We start from the raw sequence: 26,302 nt of genomic DNA on the forward strand, positions 1-26,302 counted from the left end.
GTCAGGCCGAGTCGTCGGCGGCCGAGTCGTTCGCCGAGTCGTCGGAAGTCGAGTCGTCGGGCGTCGCGTCGCTCACGGCGTCGCCGAGCGACCCGTCGAAGTCACCGCCCAGGAACGACCCGATCAGGTCGTGGATCTCCGAGACGTGATCGGGCACCTGTGCGGGCAGGTCCGCGGGCGGGCCGCGGTCGGCCGACTCGGTGTCCTCGGCGTCGCTCGGCGGCACGTCGGCGGGCGGGCCGCCGTCCGCGGATTCGTTGTCCGCATCGGCGTCCTCGCCGGCCGCAGCCTGGTCACCGTGCTGGTCGTCCGCGCCGACGTCGACGGGCGCGTTCCCGGGCGCCGCGGCGACCGTACCGACGGTCACCACGAGCGCCGCGAACGCGACGGCGACGAGTTTCGTTCGGGTCATCGTTGCGCTCGGACACTGTGTCCAGGGGGTATTGAACCCCCGACGCACTGAACCCGGATTTTCGGCGTTTTGAACCCACATTAAGCCGGATTTAATCCCGATAAAGTGTAGTGAACGCGGGTCGCGTGGGCGGTAGCCGGAGGCCGGGGGTGTCGGTCGGCGCACGCGCGGCACGGTCCACACCGGCCATCGGCCCGAGGCCGTGGGTTCTTTACGCCGCCGACCCAACGGTCGGCCGGTGGCGATGATGACGGTTACCCCCACTCAGCCCCGTGTGATGATACCCATCCCCTGAGCCACCGTCGGTTCGCAGTCAGGCTTTTGCTCCCGGCCTCGGTAGCGGCCCGCATGTCCGTCTCGACGCTCGGCGTACACGGGTCGGTCGGCGAAGTGTTTCCCACGGCGGTGTTCCGCGACGCCCTCGCTGACGCCGGTCCGTCGGTCCGGGTCGTGAGCGACGGGGACGACCTGACCCCGTGTGACGCCCTCGTGACCTTCGCCTACGAGGAGCGGTTCCTCGATGCCGGTCTCGACTGGATCCACTCGATTCAGGCGGGCGTGGACCGCTTCCCGTTCGACGAACTGTCCGATCGGGAAATCGCGCTTACCAACAGTACCGGCATCCACGGCGACGTGGTCGGCGAGACGGCGGTGGGGATGATGCTCGCGTTCGCCCGCCGCCTGCACGTCCACCGGTCGAACCAGGAGCGCGGCGAGTGGCGCAAGCCCGCGTGGGACGACGCCTTCCCCCTGCGCCGGGAGTCCGCCTGCGTGGTCGGCCTCGGCACGCTCGGCCGGGGGATCGCCACCCGCGCGTCGGCGCTCGGCATGGACGTGACCGGCGTCAAGCGGACGCCGACGCCCGTCGACGGCGTCGACCGGGTCCACCCGCCTGCCGACCTGCACGAGGCCGTCGCCGACGCCGGGTTCGTCGCACTCGCGGTCCCCCTGAACGACGACACCGAGGGCATGATCTCGGCGGCGGAGCTGGCGGCCATGCGCGAGGACGCGTACCTGATCAACGTCGCCCGCGGCCCGGTCGTCGACCAGGCCGCCCTCGTCGACGCCCTCGAATCGGGAGCCATCGCCGGCGCCGGCCTCGACGTCTTCGAGGCCGAACCCCTCCCGGCGGACTCGCCGCTCTGGGACCGCGAGGAGGTGATCGTCACGCCCCACGCCGCGGGGATCAACGACGAGTACTACGAGCGGGTGGCGACCATCGTCCGCGAGAACCTACGCCGGCTCTCGGCGGGCGAGTCGCTCACCAACCGGGTCGTGTAGCCCCGCGGCGCGGCCGGGGTTCCGGAGGCGACGCCCTTTCGGTCCGCGGGCACCGAGTCAAAGGCGTGTCCCCCGACGATACGACTCGGTCGACGGACGACCTCACGGTCACGGTGTCGGGCGGGTCGATGGGCGGGCTGTTCACCGGTATCGCGCTCGACCGGGCGGGCCACGACGTGGTCGTCTTCGAGCAGTCGACCGGCGAACTCCGGAGCCGCGGCGGCGGCATCGTCGCCCAGCGATCCGTCCGCCGCTTTCTCGCCGACCACGACGTCGCCGACCCGTCCGGGCTGACGACGACGACGAGCGAGCGTCGCTTTCTGACCGCCGACGGCGACGTGCGGACGGCGACGCCCGATTCGATGGCGTTCACCTCGTGGGACGCCGTCTACCGCCGACTGCGCGACGCCTTCCCCGACGGCCGTTACCACACCGGGAGGCGTGTCGACGACGTGGCGCCGGCGACGGGAACCGTGACCTTCGCCGACGGAATCGAGCGAGCGGCCGACCTGGTCGTCGCCGCCGAGGGCGGCCGGTCGTCGACCCGTGCGGGGTTGTATCCCGACGTCTCCCCCGCGTTCGCCGACTACGTCGCCTGGCGGGGCGTCGTCCCCGAGAGCGACCTCCCCGCGGCCGTCGTCGACACCGCCGCCGACCGGTTCACCTTCTATCAGGGTGACGGACTGCTCTTCCTGTCGTATTTCATCCCCGGCGCCGACGGCGGGGTCGAGCCCGGCGACCGCCGCCTCAACTGGGTCTGGTACGACACGCTCGGAGAGCGGGACCGCGGGCGGATCTTCACGGACGCGAGCGGGGCCGAACGACGGTTCGGCGTCCCACCGGGCGGACTGCGCGACCCGGTCGAGCGCCGGCGGCGCGACCGGGCGTCGACGACCCTCCCGCCGACGTTCGCGGCGACGGTGGCGGCGACCGACGAGCCGTTCGTGCAGGCCATCTACGATCTGGCGGTCCCCTCGATGGTCGTCGACCGGGCGTGTCTGCTCGGGGACGCGGCGTTCGTCGCCCGCCCGCACACCGCCGCCGGCACCGCGAAGGCGGCCGACGACGCGGTCGAACTGGCGGCGGCGCTCGACGACCACGACGCGCTCGACGCCGCGCTCGCGGCGTGGGACCGGGAGCGGACCGACGCGGGGAGCCGCCTCGTCGAACGCGGCAAGCGGATGGGCGACGACCGTCTCGGCCTCGGCGGGTGAGGGCTACAGGAACTTCAGCAGGTCGTCGCGTTTCGCCTCGTGGAAGTGGGTTTCGAGGGCGTCGGTCAGGGCGTCGATGTCGCCGCGTTTCGCACAGATGGGGGCGACCGTGTCGCGCCACTGTTGCCACGGCGGGAGGATGCCGAGGCGGTCACAGAGGTCGTCGAGTCGCTCGTCCCGGTCGTCGACCTTGTCCATCTTGTTGACGGCGACGACGGTCGGCACCTCCACGTCCCGGAGGAAGTGGAACAGTTCCACGTCGTGGGGCACCTCGCCCTCGCCGCTGTGGCGGTCGATGATGTCGACGACGCTCTTGCCGTCGACGACGAGGACGCCGGCCAGGATGTCGTCGGCGTTGTCCTCGACGTACCGCACGACGTCGGTCTTGATCTGCTCGCGTTGCTCCTCCGGGACGCCGGACATGAAGCCGAAGCCCGGGAGGTCGGTGAACATGAACCCCTCGGACGCCCAGTCGAAGTGGTTGGGCTGGCGTGTCACCCCCGGCTTGCGCCCCGTGGGGACGTCGTGCCCGGTCAACTCGCGCATCAGCGTCGACTTGCCGACGTTCGACCGGCCGACGAGGACGACCTCGTCGCGGTCCGGGCGGTCCTCGAACATACCCCTGATTGGTGGGTCGCGCGGTTAAAGTCGGCGTGTCGGGGCGCACGGGTAGACGTATGGGCGCTCGCCGCCGTGACCGACCATGGACAAGGACCGGATCAGGGAGCGCGTCTGGGACGACCTGGAGGAGAGCGGCGAGGCACGGTTCCCGTTCCCGCCCCACGGCCGCATCCCCAACTTCGCGGGCGCCGACGACGCGGCGGCGCGACTGCGGGCGACCGACGAGTGGGCGGCGGCGGACGTCGTCAAGGCGAACCCCGACGCGCCCCAGTTGCCGGTGCGGCGGGCGGCGCTCCGTGACGGGAAGACCTGCTACGTGGCCGTGCCCCGGCTGCGCGACGAGCGGGCGTTCCGCCGGCTGGACCCCGCTATCGACGACTACGACGACGCGACCACCGTCGGCGGCATCGAGGAGTACGGAACGCCGGTCGGGCCCGCGGGGATGTCGTCGGTCGACCTGATCGTCAGCGGGAGCGTCGCCGTGAACGGGGCCGGTGTACGGATCGGCAAGGGCGAGGGGTACAGCGACCTGGAGTTCGCCGTCCTCCGGGCGTTCGACCTGGTCGACGACGGGACGACGACGGTCACGACGGTCCACGACCGCCAGGTGATCGAGGGCGACCTCCCGACCGCGGCCCACGACGTACCGATGGACCTCGTGGTCACGCCGTCGCGGACGGTCCGAACGGACACTGGTGCGAAGCCGACCGGGGTCGACTGGGACGCGCTCCCGTCCGAACGGGTCGCGGAGATGCCGCTGCTGGAGCGACTGCGGCCGGAGTGAGGCGGGGACCTGACAGCTGTATGTCGGGAGTGTGTGGCCGTCGGAGGCGGAAATAGTCAGAGCTATCCGGGCCACTACACCGACACTTCCGACGTGAACTTCACCGACCGACTCTCTCGTATCAGCCGACTGGCAAGCAAGTACTTCGTCGTCTGGGTCGTGCTGGCCTCGGGCGCGGCGCTCGCGAACCCGGCGCCGTTCGTCCCCGTGCTGGACTACGTCACCCCGCTGCTCGGCCTGATCATGCTGGGGATGGGGCTGACTCTCCAACCGGCGGACTTCGAGCGGTTGATCGCCCGTCCGGTGGACGTGGGCGTGGGTGCCGTGACACAGTGGCTGGTGATGCCGCTCGCGGCCTACGCGCTGTATCTCGTCCTCGATCTGCCCGACGCCGTCGGGCTCGGCCTCGTCCTCGTCGGCGCGGCGCCGGGCGGCACCGCCTCGAACGTGATGACCTACCTCGGCCGCGGCGACGTGGCCCTGTCGGTCGCGATCACGACGCTGACGACGCTCGCCGCGCCGGTCGTCATGCCCGCGTGGACGCTGTTCATCCTCGGCGAGAGCGTCGACGTGACCTTCATGGAGATGTTCACGAGCATCGTCCAGATCGTCATCATCCCGGTCGTCCTCGGGTTCGCGATCCGCTACGTCCTCGACCGGAAGGCGCCCCGGGCCGCCGAGGTTGGCGTCGACGTGTTCCCGGTGATCAGCGTGGCCGCCATCGTCGCCATCGTCGCGGGCGTCGTCGGGGCCAACGTCGAGAACATCCGCACGGCCGGGGCGTTGGTCGTCCTCGCCGTGGTCGCACACAACGGGATCGGCCTCGGTGCCGGCTTCGGTGTCGGCCGCGCCGCGGGTATGTCCGAGGACCGCGTGCGCACCTGCACGTTCGAGGTGGGCCTCCAGAACAGCGGACTGGCGGTGGCGCTCGCCACGTCGCTGTTCTCGCCGGCGGCGGCCCTGATCCCCGCCCTGTTCAGCGTCTGGCACAACGTCACCGGCCCGGCGCTGGCGAGTTACTTCACCTGGCGCGAGGACGCGGCGGCGAACGTCGACGCCGCGACGGCCGACTGAACCGGGGCGACGACAGGCTATATGCCGGCGGCGGACGGACGTGGGTCCGTGCGACTCGTCCAGGTCATGGTTCCGCCGGGGAAACGCGACGCGGTCCTGCGAACCCTCGACGACGAGGGTATCGACTACGTCGTCGCCGACGAGACCAGCCACCGGGAGTACACCGCGTCCGTCACGTTCCCGCTCCCGCAGGCGGCGGTCGAGCCCGTCCTCGAACGCCTCCACGAGGCGGGGCTTGATCGCGAGGCCTACACCGTCGTTTTGAACGCCGAGACGGTCATCTCTCGGCGGTTCGACGACCTCGTCGATCGCTACGAGGAGGGCGACGAGAACGGCGACCGGATCGCCCGCGAGGAGCTCGCGGCACGGGCGCGGTCGCTGGCGCCCAACTGGCGCACGTTCGTCGTCATGACCGTCGTGAGTTCGGTGGTCGCCACCGCCGGCCTGTTGCTCGACTCCGCGGCGGTCGTCGTCGGGTCGATGGTCATCGCGCCGCTGATCGGCCCGGCGATGGCGACGAGTACGGGCTCGGTCGTCGACGACCGCGAACTCCTCCTCCGAGGCGTGAAACAGCAGGTCGCCGGCGGCGTCCTGGCCGTCCTCGCGGCCGCGGCGTTCGCGGTCGTGTTGCGAGCAACCCACGTCGTCCCGCTGGAGGCGGCGGACGTGTTCGCCATCAACGAGGTGCGGGAACGGCTCGTCCCGGACGTCCTCTCGCTGGTCATCGCGCTGGGGGCCGGCGTGGCGGGCGCGCTGAGCCTCTCGACCGGCGTCTCGACAGCCCTCGTCGGCGTCATGATCGCCGCGGCGCTCGTCCCGCCAACCGCCGTCGTCGGCATCGGCCTCGCGTGGGGGTCGCCCCGCACCGTCACCGGGGCGCTCGTCCTCGTGCTCGTCAACTTCCTGTCGATCAACTTCGCGGCGCTCGCGGTGCTGTGGGCGACGGGCTACCGCCCGAAGGGGTGGCTCCGCCACGAGGAGGCGCGGGTCGCGACGCTGAAACGCATCGCCGCGCTCGGCGCCGTGCTACTCGTCCTCTCGACGCTGCTCGCGGGCATCACGTACAGCACCTACCGCACCGCCACCTTCGAGGAGGAGACTCGTGTCGTCGTCGACGACGTCCTCGGCGACCACGCGTCCCTCGAACGCGTCTCGCTCAGCGTCACCTACGAGGAGACGTTTCCGTTCACCCGACCCGAGCAGGTGACCGTCGTCGTCGGCCACCCACCCGGGGTCGACCCGCCGACGCTGGCGGGCCGCTTCGCCGGACGGATCGACGCGGTCACCGACACGCCCTTCCGGACCGACCGACCCGTCGCCGTCGAGGTGCGATACGTCGTCGTCGAACGGTCGACCGCGGCAGAGGGGACCGACGCGACGGCGCGCCTCTCCGACGACCCGCCCCGCGCCGCTGCCGAGCGCGCGTCGCCCGGCGCGAACCGAGCGACCGCGTGGCGGTGACCGCGAGCGTCGACGTGACGTACGGGGCCGCGTAGGGCGCGACTCGTCGCGACGGACGAAGAGCCGCCGCGGGCGGACGCGTACTACCCCGAGCGGGAGGGCAGGTCGGGCTCCCAGTCGACCGTCTCGACGGCCAGATCGAGGACGGCGTCGACGTTCTCGTCCTCGGTGACGCTCATGTAGGCGTCGGCCTCGACGTCGCGCGAGCGGTCGCTCTTGTTACAGACGGTGAGGACGGGCGCGTCGAAGCGGTCGACAGCGGCGTCCCGGAGGGCGAGCTGGGCGTCGAGGGGGTAGCCACACGATCCGCTGGCGTCGACGACGAACACGACGGCGTCGGCGAGGTGGGTCAGCGCGCTCACGGCCTGGTTCTCGATGTCGTTGCGCTCGTCGGCGGGACGGTCGAGCAACCCCGGGGTGTCGATGATCTGATAGCGGATGTGGTTCCGCTCGAAGTGACCGATCTGGATCCCCCGGGTGGTGAAGGGGTAGCTCGCGATCTCGTTGTCGGCGCGCGTGACGCCGTTCACGAACGACGACTTGCCGACGTTGGGGTAGCCGGCGACGACGATGGTCGGCTCGTCGGGGCGGATGTCGGGCAGGTCACGGAGCGCGTTGCGCGCCTCGCCGACCCGCAGGAGGTCCGCCTCGACCTCCTCGACCACGTCGGCCATCCGCGCGAACGCCTGTTTGCGGTGTTTGCGTGCCGTCTCGGGGTCGGTCTTCCGGAGCTTCGTGTTGTACTCCCGCTGGATCGTCTCGACCTGACGGCTCGCCCACGTCACCTCCGAGAGGCTGGCCCGGAGGGCGTCCAGCCCGACCTGTTCGGCGCCGTCCTCGCCGGTTCTGGCGTCCAACTCCCGTCGCAACACCGCGTCCGCGAGCTCCCGGTAGAACGGATCGACGACGCCGAAGTCGGGCCACTCGGTCACCACGTTCTCCAAGTTGTCCGAGAGGATGTTTCCCGCCGTCTGCAGCATCGACTGCTGGGCCTCCAGGCCCGACTTCGCACGCCCGGAGCGGGCCGCCCGCGAGAACGCCTTGTCGATGAGCTCCTCCGACCGGGGCGTGGTCGGCAGGCCTTCGAAAATCATTGTCGACGTTTCGACACGGGCGGATAAAAGGTCGTCCGTTCGGGGCCGCCTCGCCGTCTCACCGGGCCGACGGCGCGACGGCGGACTGGTCGTCGTCCGGTCGGCGGGGACGTGCGCGCCAGCCCTCGACGCCGGCGGCGACGAGGAGCAGTCCGCCCGCCGCGAGCAGGAACGGCTCGGCGCCGAGGACGAACCGGGTCGACCCCCCGCCGTACGTCGACACCGTCACGTAGAGACCGGGATCGAGGGCGTAGTGCAGGACGGCCCGGGCGGCGTAGAACAGGACGACGCCGCCCGCCGCGACGGGGACGACGGCGAGGCGTCGCCACCGGTGGGCGGCGGCCGCCCCGACGACACCGATGAGGGCGAGCCGAGCGAGCAGCCGCTCCTCGTGGTTGAGGCCGCCGTCCCAGCCGGTCGTGACTGTGCCTTCGTAGCCCGGTGCGACGTGAACGAGCCCCTGGTGGATGCCGATCACGACCGCCGCGAAGCCGGCGGCCGCGACGGCGACGGGGACCAGTCGTCGTGACCGCATACCGTCGACTCGGGGGCGAACGGACATCAAGCTTGTCGGTCCAGATACTCCCCCTGGACGGCCACCACCTCGGCCGAGTCCGCGCAGTCGGCGTACCGCCGCAGGGGTTCGTCGTTGAGTTCGAGGAACGTCTCGCCCCACGTGAACTTCGCCAGGAGTCGCTCGGCGTGGGGTCGGTCGCCGAGGATGACCAGCCCCGCGGCGAGGGCCTCGACCGTGGTCAGCCGGAACGGCTTGCCGAAGTTGACGGGGTTGGCGGCGACGAGGTAGGGGAGCGCGCGGTGCTCGCCCGGAATCGAGAAGCGCGCCTGCCCGGCCGACTCCCACGAACAGTCGAGGGCGACCAGCGTCCCCGTCGCGTCGGCGGGCGAGAGCGCCCGCTCGGCGTGGGGGTTGAGCACCACGCCGTACGGCGTCGCCCGGTCCGAGCGGTGCAGGTCGACCAGGTCGAACCGCGCGAGTTTCCGGGCCGTACACTTCTCGGGGTCGTCGTCGCCCTCGTAGCGGACGTGCAGGTCCACGGCGGACGCAGACGGCCGACGGACAAAAACGGCTCGGGCGGGGGCGACGACAACGGTTTTGCCCGTCGCGGTGCACCGGACGGTATGGACGGGAGCGACGGCGGTGGAGCCGAGGCGACGGTTCGGGCGTTCTACGCCGCCATCGACGCCGGCGAGTACGACCGCCTCCGGGGGTTGCTCGCCCCCGAGTTCGTCCACCACCGCCCGGACCGGACCCTCGACGGACGGGAGCGGTTCGTCCGGTTCATGCGGGAGGAACGGCCACGAACCGACACCGAACACGTCCTCGACTCGATGTGTGTCGGGCACGGGGAGACGTTCGCCCGTGGCCGCCTGCGGGCCGAGGGCGACGGCGACCTGTTCGGGTTCGTCGACGTCCACCGGATCGACGGCGACCGGATCGCGTCGCTGTCGACGTACACCGACTAGCCGAGCGATGGGGGCGACTCGTCGTCGCCCGCGGGCGACAGCTCGACCTCGATCTCCAGTTCGCCGTCGGGACCGTCGACGTACTCGACTTCGAGTTCGACGGCGTCGCTGTACGCGAAGTCGAGTTCCCAATCGCCACCGGAGAGTGTCACGCCACCCTCGCCCGACTGAAGCTGTTCGCCCAGGTCGACGAGGAACTCGCCGGCCACGGCCGCGGTCACGTCGTACTCCTCCTCGAAGTAGTCGCCGAGTTCGGTGCTGCCGGTCGCGTCGTCGTCGGGAACGTTCGCCATGGTTGACATACGTCGGGAGAGGATTTAAATTCGCGCCCGGCGCGCTTCACTCCCGCTCGCCCGCGCCTCACTCCCGCTCGCCCGCGCCGACGGCGCTCTCGCCGACCTTCTCGTGCCCCTCGACGATCTCCTGGCCGCCCATGTAGGGGCGGAGCGCCTCGGGGACGGTGACCGTGCCGTCGTCGTTCTGGTAGTACTCGAGGATGGCGACCATCACGCGGCCCACGGCCGTTCCCGAGGCGTTGAGCGTGTGGAGGTACTCCGCCGACTCGTGGCGCTCCGGCCGGTAGCGCAGACCGGCCCGGCGGGCCTGGAAGTCCTCGAAATTCGAGGCGCTGGAGACTTCGAGCCAGCGGCCGCCGCGGTCCGGGCCGTCGTCGGCGTCGGTGCCGGGCGCCCACACCTCGATGTCGTAGGTCTTCGCCGAGGCGAAGGTCAGGTCGCCGGTACAGAGCGTGAGGATCCGGTAGGGGAGGCCGAGGCGCCGGAGGACTTCCTCGGCCTCGTCGACGAGTCCCTCCAGCCGGTCGTAGCTCTCGGCGGGGTCGACGAAGTTGACCAGTTCCACCTTGTTGAACTGGTGGACGCGGACGATGCCACGGGTCTCGGTGCCGTGTTCGCCCGCCTCGCGCCGGAAGTTTGGCGTGTACGCCTGGTGTTTCAGCGGGAGGTCGTCGCTGAGGAGGATGTCGTCGGCGTACATGTTGGTGACGGGAACCTCCGCGGTGGGGCAGAGCCAGAGGTCGTCGTCGTCGTAGTCGTCGGTCTCGGCACCGCCGACGCGGTAGGCGTCCTCCGCGAACTTCGGCAGCTGGCCGGTCCCCTCCATCGACGTCGATTTGACGGGGACGGGCGGGAACAGGTCGACGTACCCCTGCTCGCGGTGGACGTCGAGCATGAACTGGATCAGGGCGTGTTCGAGGCGGGCGCCGTCGCCCTTCAGGAAGTAGAAGCCGGCGCCGGTGGTCTTGGCCCCGCGGGCCTCGTCGATGACGTCGAGGTCCTCACCCAGGTCGTAGTGGGGGGTGACCGTCTCGGGCAGGTCCCGCAGGTCGTCGAAGCCGTGGCGACGCTCCTCGACGTTGTCGCTCTCGTCCTCGCCGACGGGCACGTCCTCGTGGGGGACGTTCGGGAGCTCCATCAGTCCCGCCTCCAGGTCGGCTTCGAGCTCGTCGGCGCGGGACTCGACCTCCTCCAGCCGATCCTTGAGTTCCTGGGAGCGCTCGATGGCCGCCTGGGCTTCCTCCTCTTTCCCCTCGGCTTTCAGCCGACCGATCCGGTCGCTGACCTCGTTGCGCTCGTGTCGCAGGTCGTCGCCCTCGCTTTTGAGCGACCGCCACTCCTCGTCGATCTCCAGGAGCCGATCGAGGTCCACGTCGTCGGCCATCCCCCGGTCCTCGAGGGTTCGACGCACCACGTCCGGGTTCTCCCGGAGATACTGCCTGCTGAGCATTTGGGCGCACTTCTCGGGGCCGAGACAAAACCGTGTCGGGACGTGACGGGCGACAGAACGCTTTTCACCGCCGCCGCCGGGGTTCGTCCATGGCCATCGGCGATCTCGCGTCCGTTCCCGGTACCGACATCCACTACGTCGACGTCGGCGCCTTCGACGTCCCCGGCTACGGCTCCGTCTACCTCGTCGACGCCGAGCACCCGGCGGTCGTCGACCCCGGACTCGGGACGAACGTCGACCTGGTGATCGACGCCCTCGACGACCGCGGGATCGACGACCTCGAATACGTGCTGACGACACACGTCCACCTGGATCACGCGGGCGGGGCCGGGCACCTGCTCGACGCCCACCCCGAAGCGACCGTGTTGACCCACGAGATCGGCGTGCCACACCTGATGGACCCCTCGCGGCTGGTCGCGGGGACGAAAGCCGCCGTGGGCGACCAGTGGCAGTATTACGTCGACCCGAAACCGGTGCCCGAGGACCGCATCGAGTCGCTCGCCGACGGCGACACGGTCGACCTGGGCGACCGGGTCCTCGACGTGGTCCACGCCCCCGGCCACGCCCCCCACCAGGTCGTCTTCCACGACCGGGGCGACGACGTCCTCTTCTCCGGCGACGCGGGCGGGATCCGCCCGCCCGGCGCCGACGAACTCTTCCCCACCTCGCCACCCGTCAACTTCGACCTGGAGACCTGCCTCGACGACGCGGCGACCATCGCCGAACGGAACCCCGAGCGGATCTGTTTCGGCCACTTCGGCGACGCCGCCTTCACCCCGGACCTGATGGACGAGTACGCCGAGATCCTCTCGGCGTGGATCGATCGGGTGCGCGAGGTGCGGGCCGACCTCGATACGGACGAGGCCGTGATCGAGCACTTCGCCGAGACGGCCACCCCGGTGGAGCCGTGGGGGGCACGCAAGACGCGGGCCGAATACCGGCTCAACGCGCGCGGTGCCCTCGGCTACCTCGACGCCGACGGGGACTGACCGTTCGGCGCGCGTCGCGGGGCCGGATCGCCCCGGTTTTTGCCGGTTCGTCCGGGGGAAACGGCGGGTTTTATCGGTGTCGCCCCCCCACCGGAGGGACACATGGAGGTGTACTGAATGGCCGGCGGGGGGAACCTCATCACGCTGGTCGCGGCGCTGATCGGGGTCGGGGTCGTCGCACAGATCCTCTCGGATCGCTTCCGCATCCCGAGCGTCGTCTTCCTGCTGGCGTCGGGCGTCATCCTCGGCCCCGAAGTGCTCGGCGTCGTCGGGCCCGAATCCTTCGGCAACGCGCTCTCGGCCATCGTCGGCCTCTCGGTGGCGATCATCGTCTTCGAGGGGGCCTTCCACCTGCGGGTCGGCCGCCTGCGCGAGGCCCCGGCCGCGGCGTTCAAACTGGTGACCCTCGGGGCGGCCATCGCACTCGTCGGGACCACCGTCGTCGTCCACTACGCCCTCGGGACGAGCTGGATGGTCGCCGCGCTGATCGGCGCGTTGCTCGTCGCCACCGGGCCGACCGTCATCGCTCCCATCTTGGAGGTGGTGCCGGTGCGGAACCGAGTCGGGACCGCCCTCGAGACCGAGGGGATCGTGAACGACGTGACGGCGGCGATCCTGGCGGTCGTCATCTTCGAGGCGATCATCCAGGACGTCCGGGCACCGAGCGAACTGTTCGTACTGTTCACGCAGCGACTCGGGAGCGGTATCGTCGTCGGCCTCACCGTCGCGGCCGTCGTCTTCTACGCGCTCCGATATATCGACCTCTCGCCCGGGAACGCGCCACAGAACGCCCGGCTCCTGGTACTCGGTGGGGCACTGGTCGCGTACGGGGCCGCGGAAGCGGTGGCCACCGAAGCCGGCATCGCCGCCGTCGCCACCGCGGGCATCGTTCTCGGGAACGCGGACGTTCCCTACGAGAAGGAGATCACGGCGTTCAAAGGCGACGTGACGCTGATCGTGCTCTCTTTCGTCTTCATCACGCTCGCGGCGTTGCTCCGGTTCGAGTATCTGCTCGCGCTGGGGGTGGGTGGCCTGCTCGTCGCCGCTGTCGTCGCGGTCGTGGTTCGGCCGTTGCTGGTGTTCATCAGCACCGCCGGCGACCGCTTCACCCGCGGGGAGCGCCTCTTCATGAGCTTCGTCGGCCCCCGCGGGATCATCCCCGCGTCGGTCGCGACGCTCTTTGCCGTCGAGTTCCGCGCCGAAGGGATGGGGGCCGAAGCGAACGTCCTCGTCGGCACCGTCTTTCTCGTCATCTTCCTCACGGTCGCACTGGAGGCCGGACTCGCCAGACAGATCGCCGAATTCCTCGACGTGATACCAATGCGTGTGATCATCATCGGCGCCGGGAGCGTGGGTCGAACCCTCGCCCTGCGCCTCGAAGACCGCGGAGAGAACGTCGTCCTGGTCGACCAGGACGTGAACAGCGTCGAACGGGCGCGCAACGAGGGGCTGACCGTTCACCACGGCGACGGCACCGACACCGAGGTGTTGCGGTCGGCCGGCGCCGAGAACGCCAAGATCGTCGCCACGACCACCGGCGACGACGACGTGAACCTGCTGGTCGCCCAGTTGGCCGACTCGAAGTTCTCGCCCGGCACCATCCTGGCGCGCGTGAACAACCCCGACAACGTCGACGCGTTCGAGGATCTGGGGGTGCGGGCCATCTCCTCCGTCGACGCGACGGCGATGGCCTTCGACGACTACATCGAGCGCCCGTCGCTCGTCAACTGGACGAGCGAGATCGGTCACGAGGGCGAAGTCCAGGAGATCGACGTCACCTCCGAGGACATCGTCGGCAAGACCATCTCGGAGATCGGACCGAAGCTCCCCGCCCGGTGTCTGATCGCGCTGATCACCCGCGACGGGAAGAGCATCGTCCCCGACGGCGACTGTCGGCTCGAACACGGCGACCAGATCACCCTGATCGGCGACGACGACGCCGTCTCCGAGGCGCTCTCCGTCGTCCACCCCGACGGGCAGTAAGCCCACGGGAGCGCCTCACACGCCGTAGTACTGCCGTCGCCCGATCCGACGGCCTTAAACGGCTCCCACGAGAACAGGATAGGGATGACCGACCCGGCTCTCGAAGTCGTAGAGTTTCTCCTGACGGCCCACGTCTACACCAACGACCGGAGCCTGGACGAGAACGACCTGCCGCCGCGGTACCGACGCGTGTTCTGGGCGGACGAGGACGCCGAGGACGACGCGGACGACGACGACCCGACGCCGAACGGCGGGATCGAGCGGCCGCTGGTCGTCACCGAGACGACCGCGCGACAGGCGACGGGGGTCGAACACCCCTGGGACGCCGTCTCGGACCTCCTGTTCACCGAGCAGGAGAACTTCTCGGGGCGCATCTCGCTCACCCAGGAGGACATGGCGATCGACTGGCTTGTCGAACGCGCCGACCGCGAGCGCGTCGCGACCAACCCGACGCTCGCGTCGGTGGTCGCCGACCGCGACGACGTCGACGTGACACTCGCCGAGGCGCGCGAGCAGACCCGGCCGATCCACGCCGACCGGGTGTGGATCGACAGCCTGCTCGAGGCCTACTTCGACGAGGACGAGGACGGCGAGATGCTGGATCTCGTGCAGGTCCGCGCCCCCGAGGAGATCGAGATGACCCTCGACGACCTCGTGCTCACGGAGGATCAGGAAGGCGAGATCCAGAAGCTCGTCAAGGCGATCGAACACCGGGAGTACCTGGCCGAGATCGGCCTCCGCGAGATCGGCAAGCTCCTCTTCGTCGGCCCGCCGGGGACGGGGAAGACGACCGCCTCGCGGGCGCTCGCACACGAACTCGGCCTGCCCTTCGTCGAGGTGAAGCTGTCGATGATCACCAGCCAGTACCTCGGCGAGACGGCCAAGAACGTCGAGAAGACCTTCGAGGTCGCCAAGCGGCTCTCGCCGTGTATCCTCTTCATCGACGAGTTCGACTCGGTCGCCAAGACCCGACGCTCGGACGAACACGCCGCGCTCAAGCGAGCCGTCAACACCCTGCTCAAGAGCATCGACGACATCAGCCTCATCCGCGACGAGGTGCTCCTGATCGGCGCGACCAACCACCCGGATCAGCTCGACGCCGCGGCCTGGCGCCGGTTCGACGAGATCGTCAACTTCCCCAAGCCCGACCGCGGGATGCGGGCCGACATCCTCGATGTGATCACACGACGGATGGACATCGCCGAGTTCGACCCGGACTCGGTCGCCGAGCGCACCGAGGGACTCACCGGGAGCGACCTCCGGATGGTCCTCCGGGAGGCGGTGCTGGAGGCGCTCACCGAGGAGCGCACGACCCTCACCCAGGAGGACATCCTCGACGCGGTCGAGGACTTCGAGGAGCGGGACAACCTCAAGAACATGGACATGATCGACGGGGACGCCGACACGCTCGTCGCCGGCGACGGCGGCCACGCGGACCACGACCACTGACGACCCGGCCCGGAACTTTTGTCGACCGCGGCCCACGACTCGGACATGACGGCGCCCGACCTCCGAACGGCCGTCGACGGCCTCCTCCACGAGGAGACGCAGATCCACGAGGACGGTATCGACCTCACCGCCGGCGCGGTGTACGTGGTCGACGACGCGGGCCGGATCGACTTCGGCGGCGGCGAACTCGAACCGGCGCGAACCCGCCCCCACGAGACCCGCACGCGTCGCCCGGACGACGACTACGGCTGGTGGCACCTCGACGGCGGCCAGTACCTGATCGAATACAACGAGTCCCTGACGGCGGGTCCCGCACTACTCCAGACCCGCGAGGCGGTGCTCGAACGCGGCGCTTCCCACCCGACGCGGGTCGTCACGTCGCTCCCGCGGATGCCGCTCTCGGTGAGCGACGGCGGCCTCTACCTGAAGGAGAACGCGCGGGTGTCGACGCTCCGGCCTCACTCCGCCCAGTCGGGGCGGTAGGAGGGCTCGGGGTGGTCGGGGTCGGACCGGACCAGCGACGAGGCGAGAGCCGCGACGGCGAGGAACGGTAGGATCGGCAGGAGAAAGAGGAAACACAGCGCGCCGACTCCCTGCCCGACCCGTGCCATGACCAGTTCGGCGAACGACATACCGAGTGTTGCACGTCGGTCCATAGTCGCCGCGCCGGTAGGAACGGTGGTCACTACCGCGTTTCGGTGACGGCGGATTTTGTCGGAGATCGGCCGCAGGCTAGTGGTCGTCGCCGCGCAACTGGCCGACGCTGCGTTCGATTTCGGCGACCTTCTCGGTCTGGCGCTCGGCGGCGCGAGCCACCTCGGCGACCTCCTCGGCGACCTGATCGGCGCGGTCGCGGGCCTCGTCCACCATGGCGGCGATCTCCTCGGCGCTGGCGGCCTGCTCGTCCATTGCCGTCGACACCTCCTGGATACCGGCGACGGCCTCGCCGACCGCCTCGACGATCTCGTCGAGTTTCGCCATGCTCGACTCGACCTCCGCGACCCCGTCGTCGATCTCCGACTCGGTCGCTTCGAGGCTGTCGACGGTCCCCTCGGTCCGTCGCTGGACCTCGACGATCATCGACTCGATCTCCCCCGCCTGGTCCTGGGCCTCCTGGGCGAGCGACTTGATCTCGTTGGCGACGACCGCGAACCCGTCGCTGTCGTGGTCGGCGCGGGCCGCCTCGATGTTGGCGTTGAGTGCCAACAGGTTCGTCTGATCCGCGATGTCGTTGATCACTTCGATCACCTCGTCGATCTCGTCGACGGTGCCGCTGAGTTCGTCGACGTCGGTGCGAACCTCCCGACTCGACGACCGGACCGACGACATCACGTCGCGGACCTCCCGGCTGACTTCCCGGCCCGACTCGGCGTGGTCCCGGGCCTGTCGACTGGTGTCGGCGACGGAGTCGGCCGTCGAGGCCACCTCCTCGACGGTGGCGCTGAGGTTCGACACCTCGTCGGCGACCTCCTCGGTGCGGTCGGCCTGTTCCTCGGCGATCCCTTCCATCCGGGTGGCGCTGTCGGCGACCTCCTGGGTGATCTCCCGCAGTTCCCGCGTCTGGTCGTCCACGTCCGCCACGAGGCCGTCGAGGGTCGCACCCATCTCGTTCAGCGAGTCGACGACCGTCAACAGTTCCTCGTCGATGTACTCGTCGGCGGTGAACTCGGCGCGGGCGCTCAGGTCGCCGTCCTGGATCGCGTGCATGGCCGAGGTGACCTCTTCGACGAGGTCCTCGATTCGCTGCCGGCGGCGTACCTCCTCGGTGCGGTCCTTGACGAGTTCGACCACGCCCACGAGTTCGCCATCGTCGTACAGCGGCGACGCGCTGAACGTGATGTGTCGGGTGTCGCCGCGCGTGTCGGTGAACGTGCTCCGGTCCTGATATTCGGGGTGGTCGCCGTCGTCGATCCGCTCGACGTCGAACTCCCGGTGGGCGTCGCGGGGGGCATCCAGTACCTTGTCCGCGAGGGTCTTGGCCCGACGGCCGTCCTGGTACCACGCCTCGCCGACCGAGTCCGCCGCCCGCGCGTCGGCCTCGGTACTCCCCGTCAACTCCACCATCCCCCGATTCCAGAGAACGACCTCGTGATCGGCGTCGAGAATGAAGATAGGTGCGCCGATCCGGCCGATTATCGCGTCGAACGACAGGGGGAACTCAGCCACGTGTCGCTCCGATTGTTTGGGTGTGCTCATGGGTCTCGCCGTCGCTAGCGTCCAGAGGGACGTTCGGTCGCATATAATTGGGGGATCGATTATCCAGAATGATACTGGCGTGCCCCCGGCCGGCGCCGGTTAGAGGTCGAGCACCGCGCGGAACCGGGCGTCGTTCTCCATCATCCGGTCGTAGGCGTCGGTCACGTCCTCGAGGGCGAACGTCTCGACGACGGGCGTGATCTCCCGGAGGGAACTGAACTCGAGGGTGTCCTGGGAGTCGCGGGCGTGTCCGGAGCCCCACCCGGAGACGGCACCGCGGGTCGCGACCAGATGCTGGACGTCGGTCGGGACGGGTTCGCCGGGGATGCCGACGACCACGACCTCGCCGTCGGTGCCGATGCCGCCGAGCACCGACTCGATGGCGTCCGCGGAGGGGGCCGTCGAGAGGACGACCCGGGCGCCGCCGAGTTCCTGGAGCGCCTCGGCGGGGTCGCGGTCGGCCGCGTTCACGAAGTGGTCCGCGCCGAGGTCGAGCGCCAAGTCGCGTTTCTCGGGGCTACGGGAGATCGCGACCGTCTCGAAGCCGGCGGCGTGGGCGTACTGGACGCCGAGGTGACCGAGGCCGCCGACGCCGACGACGGCGACGACGTCGCCGGGGCGGGCGTCGCTGTTCCGGAGCGCGTTGTACGTGGTGACGCCCGCACACAGGAGCGGCGCGGCGTCGACGGCCGACAGGTCCTCGGGGACGGCCGCCAGCGCCTCCCCCGGGACGGTCGCGTACTCCGCGTAGCCGCCGTCGAAGGTCAGACCCGTGATCTCGGCGTTCTCACACTGGAGGAAGTCGCCGCGACGGCAGGGATCGCAGGTGAAACAGTGGCCGCCGTGCCACCCGGCGCCGACGCGGTCGCCCTCGCTCCAGGCGGTAACCTCCTCGCCGACGGCGTCGACGTGGCCGACCACCTCGTGGCCCGGGACCCGCGGGTAGCTCACGCCGGGGAACGTCCCCTCGACGACGAAGGCGTCGCTGTGGCAGATCCCACAGGCGTCGACGGCGATACGGACCTCCGTCGGCGCCGGTTCCGGCACCGCTCGGTCGACCACTTCGAAGTCGGCACCGGCCTCGGGGACGACGGCCGCTCGCATCGTCTCTGTCATGTCCGTCAGGACGGGACGGCGCGGGAAAACCCGCACGTTCGGGGCAAGGCCGCCCGCAACCGGCGGTCGGAGCGAACAGTTCTAATACGGTGGCCTCAGAGGGGGGGAACGTGACGTCGATAGCATGGATTCGGGATTGACCCGCGAGGTGCTCGACGCGCTCCCCGCTCGGATCGCAGTGCTGGACGGGACGGGACGGATCGTCGAGACCAACGCCGCGTGGCGCGCGTTCGCCGCGGAGCGCGACCACCCGCTGGTCCCCCGCGACGGGGACGAGGGACGGACGTACCTCGAAACGCTCGCCCGTTCGGGGAACGATCAGGCCTCGACGGTCGCGACGCGGGTCCGGTCGCTCCTCGACGACGACCACGCCGGGACCGAACTCGCGTACCGGGCGGACGCCGACGGCGACGCGCTCCGGATCACCCTCGCGCCGGTGACTCACGACGGCGACCGGTTCGTCGTCCTGCACCACGCGGACCGGGAACGGGAGGGGACGGAGGGGGGAACGGGCGAGCGGATCAGTTCCCAGCTCAAGGAGCGGGCGATGGACGAGGCCCCCGTCGGCATCACCATCTCCGATCCCGAAGACCCCGACAACCCGGTCATCTACGCCAACGCCGCCTTCGAACGGATCACGGGCTACCCCGTCGAGGAGGTCCTCGGGCGAAACTGTCGGTTCCTCCAGGGCCCAGACACCGATCCGGAGACGGTCGCACGGATGCGACAGGCGGTCGAGGACCAGGACCCCGTCACCGTCGAAGTGCGCAACTACCGTCGGAACGACGAGGAGTTCTGGAACCAGGTCACCATCGCACCCCTGTACGACCACGCGGGCGAACTCGCACACTACGTCGGCTTCCAGCAGGACGTGACCGACCGCAAGCGGGCCGAGCGGGACCTCGAAACCGAGCGCGACCGACTCGCGCTCCTCAACCAGATCGTCCGCCACGACATCCGAAACGACATGTCGGTCGCGCTGGGGTGGGGCGGTGAACTCGCCAAGCGGATCGACCCGGCGGACGAGGACGCCTTCGAGCGGATCATGACCGCCGCCACCCACACCAAGGAACTCACCGAGGCAGTGGGGGACCTCGTCGACATCCTGGGGACGGCCGACCCGGAGCTCGAAGCCATCCCCCTGGCGCCGGTGCTCCGGACGGAGGTCGACCGCGTGCGCTCGAACTTCGACTACCGGTCGCAGTCAGTCACGATCCGCGGCGACGACGACCTGCCCACGGTGGACGTGTGGGCCACCCCGATCCTCGCGTCGGTCTTCGGCAACCTCCTCGACAACGCCGTCTTCCACAACGACAAGGCGGCGATCGAGATCGAGGTCGGCGCCGAGGTGACCGCGGAGACGGCCGTCGTCCGCATCGCCGACAACGGCCCCGGGGTGCCCGACGAGCGCAAGCGGGAGGTCTTCGGCCGCGGCGAGAAGGGACTGGAGAGCCCGGGAAGCGGCCTCGGCCTCTATCTCGTCGACAACCTCGTCGACACGTACGGCGGGTCGGTCCGGATCGAGGACAACGACCCCGAGGGGGCCGTCTTCCGTGTCGAACTGCGGCGAGCCGACCCGGAATCCCACAGTACTTGACCGTCCGTCGAGTATCGCGCGTCGATGGCCGACGAACACGGGGGGTTCGAGGACGTCAGCGAGACGCTCGACGGACACCCGATGGTGAACCTGCTGGCCTACGCCCGAGCCTACTGGCCGCGTCTGACCCTCGGCGTCCTCGCCGCCTTCTGTACCCGTTTCGCCCGTCTGGTCCCGCCGATCCTCGTCGCCACCGCCATCGATCGGGTCATCAACGGCCCTGCGGACCCCGGGCTGCTGGCCACGGTCGGCCTGCTTCCGGCCGAGCCCATCGTGGGGCGTGCGGCCCGGGTCGCGCTCCTCGAACGGCTGGTGCTCATCGGGGCGCTCGCCTACCTCCTCCGGTCGGTCACCCGCTTTGCCTCCCGGTACCTCCTCCAGTCCTCGGCCCAGAAGATCCAACGCGACCTCCGCAACGACACCTACGACCACCTCCAGCGCCTCTCGATGGACTTCTTCGTCGACCACCAGACCGGCGCGATGATGTCGGTGCTCAACAGCGACGTCAACCGACTGGAGAAGTTCCTCAACACCGAGTTCCGGCAGGTGATCCGCGTCGTGGCCACCGTCGGCGGCATCGCGGTCGTCCTCTGGCACTACTCGCCGAAACTCGCCGCCATCGCGCTCGCGCCCGTCCCCATCATCGGCCTCGCGAGCGGTCGCTTCCTCACCTGGATCGAGCCACGCTACAAGTCCATCCGGGAGTCGGTCGCCCGCCTCAACACCCGCCTGGAGAACAACCTCGGCGGCGCCGCGGTGATCAAGAGCTTCAACCGCTACGGGTTCGAGCGCGACCGGGTCGCCGAGCGGAGCCAGGACTACCACGACGAGAAGGTCGGCGCCCTGCGGATCAGGCGGGCCTTCTTCGCCGGCCTCCGCCTGCTCACCGGTGTCGTGTTCGTCCTCGTGCTCTACGTCGGCGGCCTCGACAACATCAACGGGGCCGAGGGGGCGCTCACCGCCGGGAGCTTCGCCCTCTTCTTTCTCTACCTCCGGCGGCTCTACTCGCCGATGCGTCGCGTCGGGAAGTCCGCGAACAAGTACCAGCTCGCGAAATCGAGCGCCGAACGGGTGTTCGGCCTCCTCGGGCGGGAGCCGACGGTCACCTCGCCCCCCGATCCGTACCACCCCGACGACGTGGACGGCGACGTGACCTTCGAGGACGTGACCTTCGGCTACGGCGACCGGGCGCCGGTGCTCCGGGACGTCTCGCTTTCCGTCCCCGCGGGCGCGACCGTCGGGCTGGCGGGCACCACCGGCGCGGGCAAGTCGACGCTGGTGAAGCTCCTGCCGCGGTTCCACGACGTCGACTCGGGTGCCGTCCGGATCGACGGCGTCGACGTCCGCGAGTACGACCTCGACGCCCTGCGGGACGAGATCGCGCTCGTCGAACAGAACCCCTACCTCTTCTCGGGCACCGTCGCCGAGAACATCGCCTACGGGGACCGTGCGGCGCTGGCCGCCGAACGGGACGCCGACGACGCCGCCCGGGATCGGGTGATCGAGGCCGCGAAAGCCGCCGAAGCCCACGACTTCGTCACCGACCTCCCCGCGGGCTACGACACGCTCGTCGGGGAACGCGGCGTCAAACTCTCCGGCGGGCAGCGCCAGCGCCTCGCCATCGCGCGGGCCCTGGTCAACGACCCCGCCATCATCGTCTTCGACGAGGCGACCAGCGACGTCGACACCGAAACCGAGGAGCGCATCCAGGAGAGCCTCGACCGCCTCGTCGAGGACCGCACCGCCTTCGTCATCGCCCACCGCCTCTCGACGATCCGCGACGCCGATCGGATCGTCGTCCTCGAGGACGGCGAGATCGTCGAGTCGGGGAGCCACGCGGACCTCCTGGCGGACGAGGGGGACTACGCCGCCCTCTGGCACGCACAGGCCGACGCCCGGACACCCGCCGACGACTGACGTCGTCGGTCGCCTACGGCCACCGGTAGACCGGGACGATCGATCCCTGTGGCACGGATACGCTTATCCCGGTTACGGTCCCAGTAGCGACCATGAGCCGAGCAGTACCCGAAGGCTGGCTGAAGACCGGCCGACGGGAGTACGAGAACCGGACCGTCGAAGTCGAGGTAAAGTTCCAGCCCACGCCGGACCGGAACGGCACCTTCGAGGTGTGGATCGTCGACGAGGAACGGGACGACTCGACCGCCGTCGACAACGTCCAGCCCTCCGAAACCGACGTCCGCGAACTGGCGAAAGACGTGATGGACTCCTTCACCGCGGGCTACGAGGCCGCCGTCGAGGACGGTGCCGACGAGGACGCAGCGATCGAACGGGGTATCGAACGCGCCCTCACCGAGAACCGGGCCTGAAACCGGAGTCCGTACCGCGTCCGGAGCCGTCTCCCCACGGACGGTGCGGTGGATCGAACGGAAACGCCGAGCGCAGCGGCTGTCGAACCAAATTAACTATACCCCTCCGTACAGTCAACACGACCGACGGTTATGAAACTCGCTACAATCGGTGTCGGCAACGCCGGAAGCAAGGTCGTGGATCGGATGGTCGAGTTCGAATCCGAGACCAACCGGAACCTCTGTCGCCACGTCCATGCCATCAACACCGCCCGAACGGACCTCGCGAAGCCCGAATACATCCCCGAAGAGCAGCGCGTCCTGGTCGGCGATACGAACCAGAAATCGAAGGGCCACGGAGTAGGTGGAGACGTGGAGATCGGTGCCGAAGTCATGTCGGCGGATATCGACGAGATACGTCGTGCCTTCGACGACATCGAGATCCACAACGTCGATGCGATCCTCGTCGCCGCAGGCCTCGGTGGTGGTACGGGGAGCGGCGGCGGTCCGGTCGTCATCGACGCCCTCCAAGATATGTACGACGAACCGGTGTACGCCCTCGGTATCCTCCCCGGCGAGTACGAGGGTGGACGCCCGGCGCTGAACGCCGCCCGCTCCCTCCAGTCGTTCGTCAACAAGGTGGACAACTTCATCGGCTTCGACAACGACGCCTGGCGCGCCCGCGACCAGACGATCGAAGAGGGATACGAGGAGATGAACCGCGAGCTGGCAGCCCGGATCGTGACGCTGCTGGCAGCCGGTGAGACCGACGACACGGACGTCGCGGAGAACGCGATGGACTCGAGTGACATCATCCGAACGCTCGCCACCGACGGGGTGTCCTCGATCGGCTACGCCGCCACGGCGGTCGACGCACAGCCCGAAGGCCTGCTCGACAGGTGGGGCGGCGGCGGTGCCGACGACGACCCCCTCGACGACGCCAGCCAGGCGACGAAGATCAAGTCCCTCGTCCGCCGGGCGACCAACTCGCGGCTGACGCTACCGTGTGAGGTGTCGAGCGCCGAGCGGGTGCTCGTCGTCCTTTCCGGACCGCCAGAGGAATTCTCCCGAAAGGGGATCGAGAGTGCCCGCCAGTGGCTCGAACAGGAAGCCGAAACGGTCGAAGTACTCGTCGGCGACGATCCACGGGAGAAGTCATCACAGCTCGCGGCAGCCGTACTCCTCTCGAACGTCTCGGGTGCCTCCCGGATCGAGACGCTTCAGAACCAGGCCGTCGACGCGCAGGAACAGATCGCCGAACAGCAGGCGGCCCGCGAGGAAAAGATCAACGACCTGATCACCGACGAGAACGACGACCTCGACCCCGTCGTCTGAACCGTGTCTCGAACCGCACCCGCTCCGGCCCCGCAACGAGGGCAGCGATGAAACTCGCGCTGGTCGGCATCGGCGGTACCGGGAGCCGTCTCGTCGATACCATCCGCAGTATCGAGGCCGAGGGCGACCGACAACTGTGTTACGGGAACCTGATGACCGTCGATATCTCGCGAACGGTCGGCGACGAGTTCGATCACATCCCGCAGGAACAACACGTGACGATCGGCGACACACACCGCGAGGTCGAGGACGGCGTCGACGGCGACCAGGACCTGGCAGTCGAGATTGCCCGTACCGACTTTCCCGAGATACACCGTGCCCTCGACTCGATCACCATGCGCAAACTGGACGGGATGCTGGTCGTGACGAGCCTCGGCGGGGGCACCGGAAGCGGCGCCGGCGCCGTACTCGTCGAGCGGCTACAGGAGATGTACGACAAACCGGTGTACGTCCTCGGCGTCCTGCCGGGGGCGAACGACGGCGGCGAGGCGGCGTTGAACGCCGCTCGCTCGCTCCGGTCGATCGTGCCGGCGGCCGACAGCACCCTCCTATTCGACAACGACCGATGGGTCGGCACCGAGGCCGAGGCCGCCGAAGATCCGTACGAGCCTGCGAACCGCGAACTGGCGTCCCGAGTCCTGAAGCTGTTCGCCAGGGACGACGCCGATCCCTCGTCGATCGGGGCGAACACCTTGGACTCCAGCGACATCATCCGTACGCTCTCGCCGGGGGGAGTCGCATCGATCGGCTATGCCGCAACCGAACTCGAGGACGGCGGCGGGTTTCTGTCGTGGCTCCGGTCGATCCTCGTCGGGAGCCGAGAGAACGAGACGACGGACGAGCGGACCGACGCGGGAAAGACCCAGAGCCTCGTCCGGCAATCGCTCAACTCACAGCTGACGCTGCCGTGTGAGGTGTCGAGCGCCGAGCGGGTGCTCGTCGTGCTGTCCGGTCCCCCGGACGAACTCTCCCGACGAGGCTTCGAAAGCGCCCGCCAGTGGCTCGAGGAGGAGACGGACACGGTCGAGGTACTCGCCGGCGACGACCCACGACCCGACTCGTCGACCGTCGCGGCCGTCGTGTTACTCGCAAACGTCACCGAGGTGCCCAGGATCGACGCGATACAGCAACAGGCGGTCGAATACGACCGCGATACTGACGAACTTCGGGCACCCGAAGAGTCGACCTGATCGCCCGGCCCGTCGACGGCCGACCACCGTCACCCCCCATCGTCGCGGGGTCGGACTGCGTTCGCGAACGTGACGAGAAGGCCCAGTCCCCACCCGATCGGGACGGCAAGCCCGGACCACATCCCCACGAACGCGATGCCCGATAAGTCGAACTGCTGTCGAATGACGGCACTGAGATCACCGACCACTAGGATATTGTCGAGGATCCACTCGGCCAACGACGTACTGCTCGGCAAGATGATCGCACCCAGCGTGGGCGAAAAGAGTGCAGCCGTCACGGGCGGGAGAAAGATCGCTGCGACGGCGAACGGATACGCCGCGAGAAGCGTCACCCGCCGACTACCGGCGCGGGCGGTTCCCCACGCGAGCCCGGCCGAGACCGTTGCGACCGCGCTTGCCGTGAGCACAGCCTTGAATCCGGCGGCCGGAAAACTCCCCCACGCCAGCGCCGTCAGCGCACTCCAGGCGACGGCCGCGACAGCGACGATAGCGAGCAATCCCAGCCCTGTCGCGACGCGATTGAGCCGTCGAGTCACGTATCGAATCCAAAACCCAACGACTGCGAAGGGATACACGCCGACGATCAGCACGGATCCCAGTACACTCCAGATCCAGAACGCGAGGCGACCCCGTGTCGTGCGGGGACGCCACTGATTTCGAACCGGATGGTTGGCCGAGTGCATCGAGAACAGAAGCTCACGCCAAGCAGTTAGCAGCCGGAAGAAATCGGCTCTGACCGCAGCGACGAGGTCGGATTCCGTCTGCATCGGTCCAAGATAGTCAATCGGATGGTTAACAGTTTTTGTTCGGCTGCGTCGGGCTGGTAGCCATCGCGTTATCCCCTCGTAGGCATCGAATCCGGGGTATCGGATCGATCATCACGCGTCCCCCGCGTCTCGAAACGGTGAGCCGGAGACCGGCTCACTACCGCCCGGGTACCGGTCGGCATCGGCTCGTGTTGTCGTACGA

At 69.2% G+C, this 26,302-nt stretch carries 26 protein-coding genes; 15 read left to right on the forward strand and 11 right to left on the reverse strand.

What is annotated here, in order from left to right; translation table 11 throughout:
* Window position 1 precedes the first annotated feature (1 nt).
* Entirely contained in the window at window positions 2-412 is a 411-nt protein-coding gene (locus EI982_RS11680; protein WP_157689871.1) for a hypothetical protein, read from the reverse strand.
* 348 nt (window positions 413-760) lie between these two features.
* Here EI982_RS11680 and ddh point away from each other — a divergent pair, with 348 nt between their 5' ends.
* Together ddh and EI982_RS11690 are read left to right on the forward strand one after the other, a co-directional pair.
* Window positions 761-1,693 carry a D-2-hydroxyacid dehydrogenase gene (gene ddh / locus EI982_RS11685; protein ID WP_157689872.1) on the forward strand — a complete coding sequence of 311 codons (933 nt, stop codon included), beginning with the start codon at window positions 761-763 and terminating at the stop codon, window positions 1,691-1,693.
* 65 nt (window positions 1,694-1,758) lie between these two features.
* Entirely contained in the window at window positions 1,759-2,907 is a 1,149-nt protein-coding gene (locus tag EI982_RS11690; protein WP_157689873.1) for an FAD binding domain-containing protein, read from the forward strand.
* 3 nt (window positions 2,908-2,910) lie between these two features.
* Here EI982_RS11690 and engB read toward each other — a convergent pair whose 3' ends face one another.
* Window positions 2,911-3,525 (reverse strand): GTP-binding protein EngB, encoded by a 615-nt coding sequence (engB, locus tag EI982_RS11695; protein WP_157689874.1) that lies wholly within the window; start codon window positions 3,523-3,525, stop codon window positions 2,911-2,913.
* 85 nt (window positions 3,526-3,610) lie between these two features.
* Between engB and EI982_RS11700 the strand changes: the two genes are divergently transcribed.
* From EI982_RS11700 to EI982_RS11710, 3 genes are all read left to right on the forward strand, one after another.
* Window positions 3,611-4,312, forward strand: a complete 702-nt coding sequence (locus tag EI982_RS11700; protein WP_157689875.1) for a 5-formyltetrahydrofolate cyclo-ligase — start codon at window positions 3,611-3,613, stop codon at window positions 4,310-4,312.
* A gap of 93 nt (window positions 4,313-4,405) precedes the next feature.
* Window positions 4,406-5,386 (forward strand): bile acid:sodium symporter family protein, encoded by a 981-nt coding sequence (locus EI982_RS11705; RefSeq protein ID WP_199243604.1) that lies wholly within the window; start codon window positions 4,406-4,408, stop codon window positions 5,384-5,386.
* Between the two features lie 48 nt (window positions 5,387-5,434).
* Window positions 5,435-6,847 (forward strand): TIGR00341 family protein, encoded by a 1,413-nt coding sequence (locus EI982_RS11710; RefSeq protein ID WP_199243605.1) that lies wholly within the window; start codon window positions 5,435-5,437, stop codon window positions 6,845-6,847.
* 83 nt (window positions 6,848-6,930) lie between these two features.
* Here EI982_RS11710 and EI982_RS11715 read toward each other — a convergent pair whose 3' ends face one another.
* From EI982_RS11715 to EI982_RS11725, 3 genes are read right to left on the reverse strand one after another with little or no spacing between them, the layout of a single operon-like run.
* Window positions 6,931-7,941, reverse strand: coding sequence for an NOG1 family protein (locus EI982_RS11715; RefSeq protein ID WP_157689876.1), 1,011 nt, complete (start codon window positions 7,939-7,941; stop codon window positions 6,931-6,933).
* 58 nt (window positions 7,942-7,999) lie between these two features.
* Window positions 8,000-8,476 carry a hypothetical protein gene (locus EI982_RS11720; RefSeq protein WP_157689877.1) on the reverse strand — a complete coding sequence of 159 codons (477 nt, stop codon included), beginning with the start codon at window positions 8,474-8,476 and terminating at the stop codon, window positions 8,000-8,002.
* 26 nt (window positions 8,477-8,502) lie between these two features.
* Entirely contained in the window at window positions 8,503-8,997 is a 495-nt protein-coding gene (locus tag EI982_RS11725) for a DUF367 family protein (protein WP_157689878.1), read from the reverse strand.
* Between the two features lie 84 nt (window positions 8,998-9,081).
* Between EI982_RS11725 and EI982_RS11730 the strand changes: the two genes are divergently transcribed.
* Complete coding sequence (locus tag EI982_RS11730) at window positions 9,082-9,426, forward strand: nuclear transport factor 2 family protein (protein ID WP_157689879.1); 345 nt, start codon at window positions 9,082-9,084, stop codon at window positions 9,424-9,426.
* On the opposite strand, the gene EI982_RS11735 is transcribed toward EI982_RS11730, so the two are convergent.
* Together EI982_RS11735 and serS are read right to left on the reverse strand one after the other, a co-directional pair.
* Window positions 9,423-9,719, reverse strand: a complete 297-nt coding sequence (locus EI982_RS11735) for an amphi-Trp domain-containing protein (protein ID WP_157689880.1) — start codon at window positions 9,717-9,719, stop codon at window positions 9,423-9,425. The two genes, EI982_RS11730 and EI982_RS11735, sit on opposite strands and share 4 nt — an antisense overlap.
* A gap of 67 nt (window positions 9,720-9,786) precedes the next feature.
* Window positions 9,787-11,172 carry a serine--tRNA ligase gene (gene serS, locus EI982_RS11740; RefSeq protein ID WP_157689881.1) on the reverse strand — a complete coding sequence of 462 codons (1,386 nt, stop codon included), beginning with the start codon at window positions 11,170-11,172 and terminating at the stop codon, window positions 9,787-9,789.
* Between the two features lie 89 nt (window positions 11,173-11,261).
* On the opposite strand from serS, the gene EI982_RS11745 reads away from it, so the two are divergent.
* From EI982_RS11745 to EI982_RS11760, 4 genes are all read left to right on the forward strand, one after another.
* On the forward strand, window positions 11,262-12,161 hold the full coding sequence (locus tag EI982_RS11745) for an MBL fold metallo-hydrolase (protein ID WP_157689882.1): 900 nt from the start codon (window positions 11,262-11,264) through the stop codon (window positions 12,159-12,161).
* Between the two features lie 117 nt (window positions 12,162-12,278).
* Entirely contained in the window at window positions 12,279-14,144 is a 1,866-nt protein-coding gene (locus EI982_RS11750) for a cation:proton antiporter domain-containing protein (RefSeq protein WP_157689883.1), read from the forward strand.
* 84 nt (window positions 14,145-14,228) lie between these two features.
* Window positions 14,229-15,593, forward strand: coding sequence for an ATP-binding protein (locus EI982_RS11755; RefSeq protein WP_157689884.1), 1,365 nt, complete (start codon window positions 14,229-14,231; stop codon window positions 15,591-15,593).
* A gap of 45 nt (window positions 15,594-15,638) precedes the next feature.
* Window positions 15,639-16,076, forward strand: coding sequence for a dCTP deaminase/dUTPase family protein (locus tag EI982_RS11760; RefSeq protein ID WP_157689885.1), 438 nt, complete (start codon window positions 15,639-15,641; stop codon window positions 16,074-16,076).
* Here the strand turns inward: EI982_RS11760 and EI982_RS11765 are convergent.
* The 3 genes from EI982_RS11765 to EI982_RS11775 form a co-directional block, all read right to left on the reverse strand.
* The gene (locus tag EI982_RS11765) at window positions 16,052-16,225 is read right to left on the reverse strand and encodes a hypothetical protein (protein WP_157689886.1); all 174 of its coding nucleotides are present in this window, start codon (window positions 16,223-16,225) and stop codon (window positions 16,052-16,054) included. The genes EI982_RS11760 and EI982_RS11765 overlap by 25 nt on opposite strands.
* Before the next feature lie 100 nt (window positions 16,226-16,325).
* Window positions 16,326-17,759, reverse strand: coding sequence for a methyl-accepting chemotaxis protein (locus EI982_RS11770; RefSeq protein ID WP_233255223.1), 1,434 nt, complete (start codon window positions 17,757-17,759; stop codon window positions 16,326-16,328).
* A 129-nt stretch (window positions 17,760-17,888) separates the two neighbouring features.
* Window positions 17,889-18,893 (reverse strand): alcohol dehydrogenase, encoded by a 1,005-nt coding sequence (locus EI982_RS11775; protein ID WP_157691173.1) that lies wholly within the window; start codon window positions 18,891-18,893, stop codon window positions 17,889-17,891.
* A 136-nt stretch (window positions 18,894-19,029) separates the two neighbouring features.
* On the opposite strand from EI982_RS11775, the gene EI982_RS11780 reads away from it, so the two are divergent.
* The 5 genes from EI982_RS11780 (at window position 19,030) to EI982_RS11800 (ending at window position 25,333) form a co-directional block, all read left to right on the forward strand.
* Window positions 19,030-20,502 carry a PAS domain-containing protein gene (locus EI982_RS11780; RefSeq protein WP_157689888.1) on the forward strand — a complete coding sequence of 491 codons (1,473 nt, stop codon included), beginning with the start codon at window positions 19,030-19,032 and terminating at the stop codon, window positions 20,500-20,502.
* Between the two features lie 24 nt (window positions 20,503-20,526).
* Entirely contained in the window at window positions 20,527-22,419 is a 1,893-nt protein-coding gene (locus EI982_RS11785) for an ABC transporter ATP-binding protein (protein ID WP_157689889.1), read from the forward strand.
* Between the two features lie 92 nt (window positions 22,420-22,511).
* Entirely contained in the window at window positions 22,512-22,829 is a 318-nt protein-coding gene (locus EI982_RS11790) for a hypothetical protein (protein WP_157689890.1), read from the forward strand.
* 132 nt (window positions 22,830-22,961) lie between these two features.
* Window positions 22,962-24,143 (forward strand): tubulin/FtsZ family protein, encoded by a 1,182-nt coding sequence (locus tag EI982_RS11795; protein WP_157689891.1) that lies wholly within the window; start codon window positions 22,962-22,964, stop codon window positions 24,141-24,143.
* 47 nt (window positions 24,144-24,190) lie between these two features.
* On the forward strand, window positions 24,191-25,333 hold the full coding sequence (locus tag EI982_RS11800; RefSeq protein ID WP_157689892.1) for a tubulin/FtsZ family protein: 1,143 nt from the start codon (window positions 24,191-24,193) through the stop codon (window positions 25,331-25,333).
* Window positions 25,334-25,362: 29 nt separating this feature from the next.
* On the opposite strand, the gene EI982_RS11805 is transcribed toward EI982_RS11800, so the two are convergent.
* A complete protein-coding gene (locus EI982_RS11805) occupies window positions 25,363-25,923 on the reverse strand; it encodes a hypothetical protein (RefSeq protein ID WP_233255224.1) in 561 nt (186 codons plus the stop codon).
* Between the last annotated feature and the right edge of the window lie 379 nt (window positions 25,924-26,302).

Source organism: Haloplanus salinarum (genome assembly GCF_009762275.1).
Taxonomy (GTDB): Archaea; Halobacteriota; Halobacteria; order Halobacteriales; family Haloferacaceae; genus Haloplanus; species Haloplanus salinarum.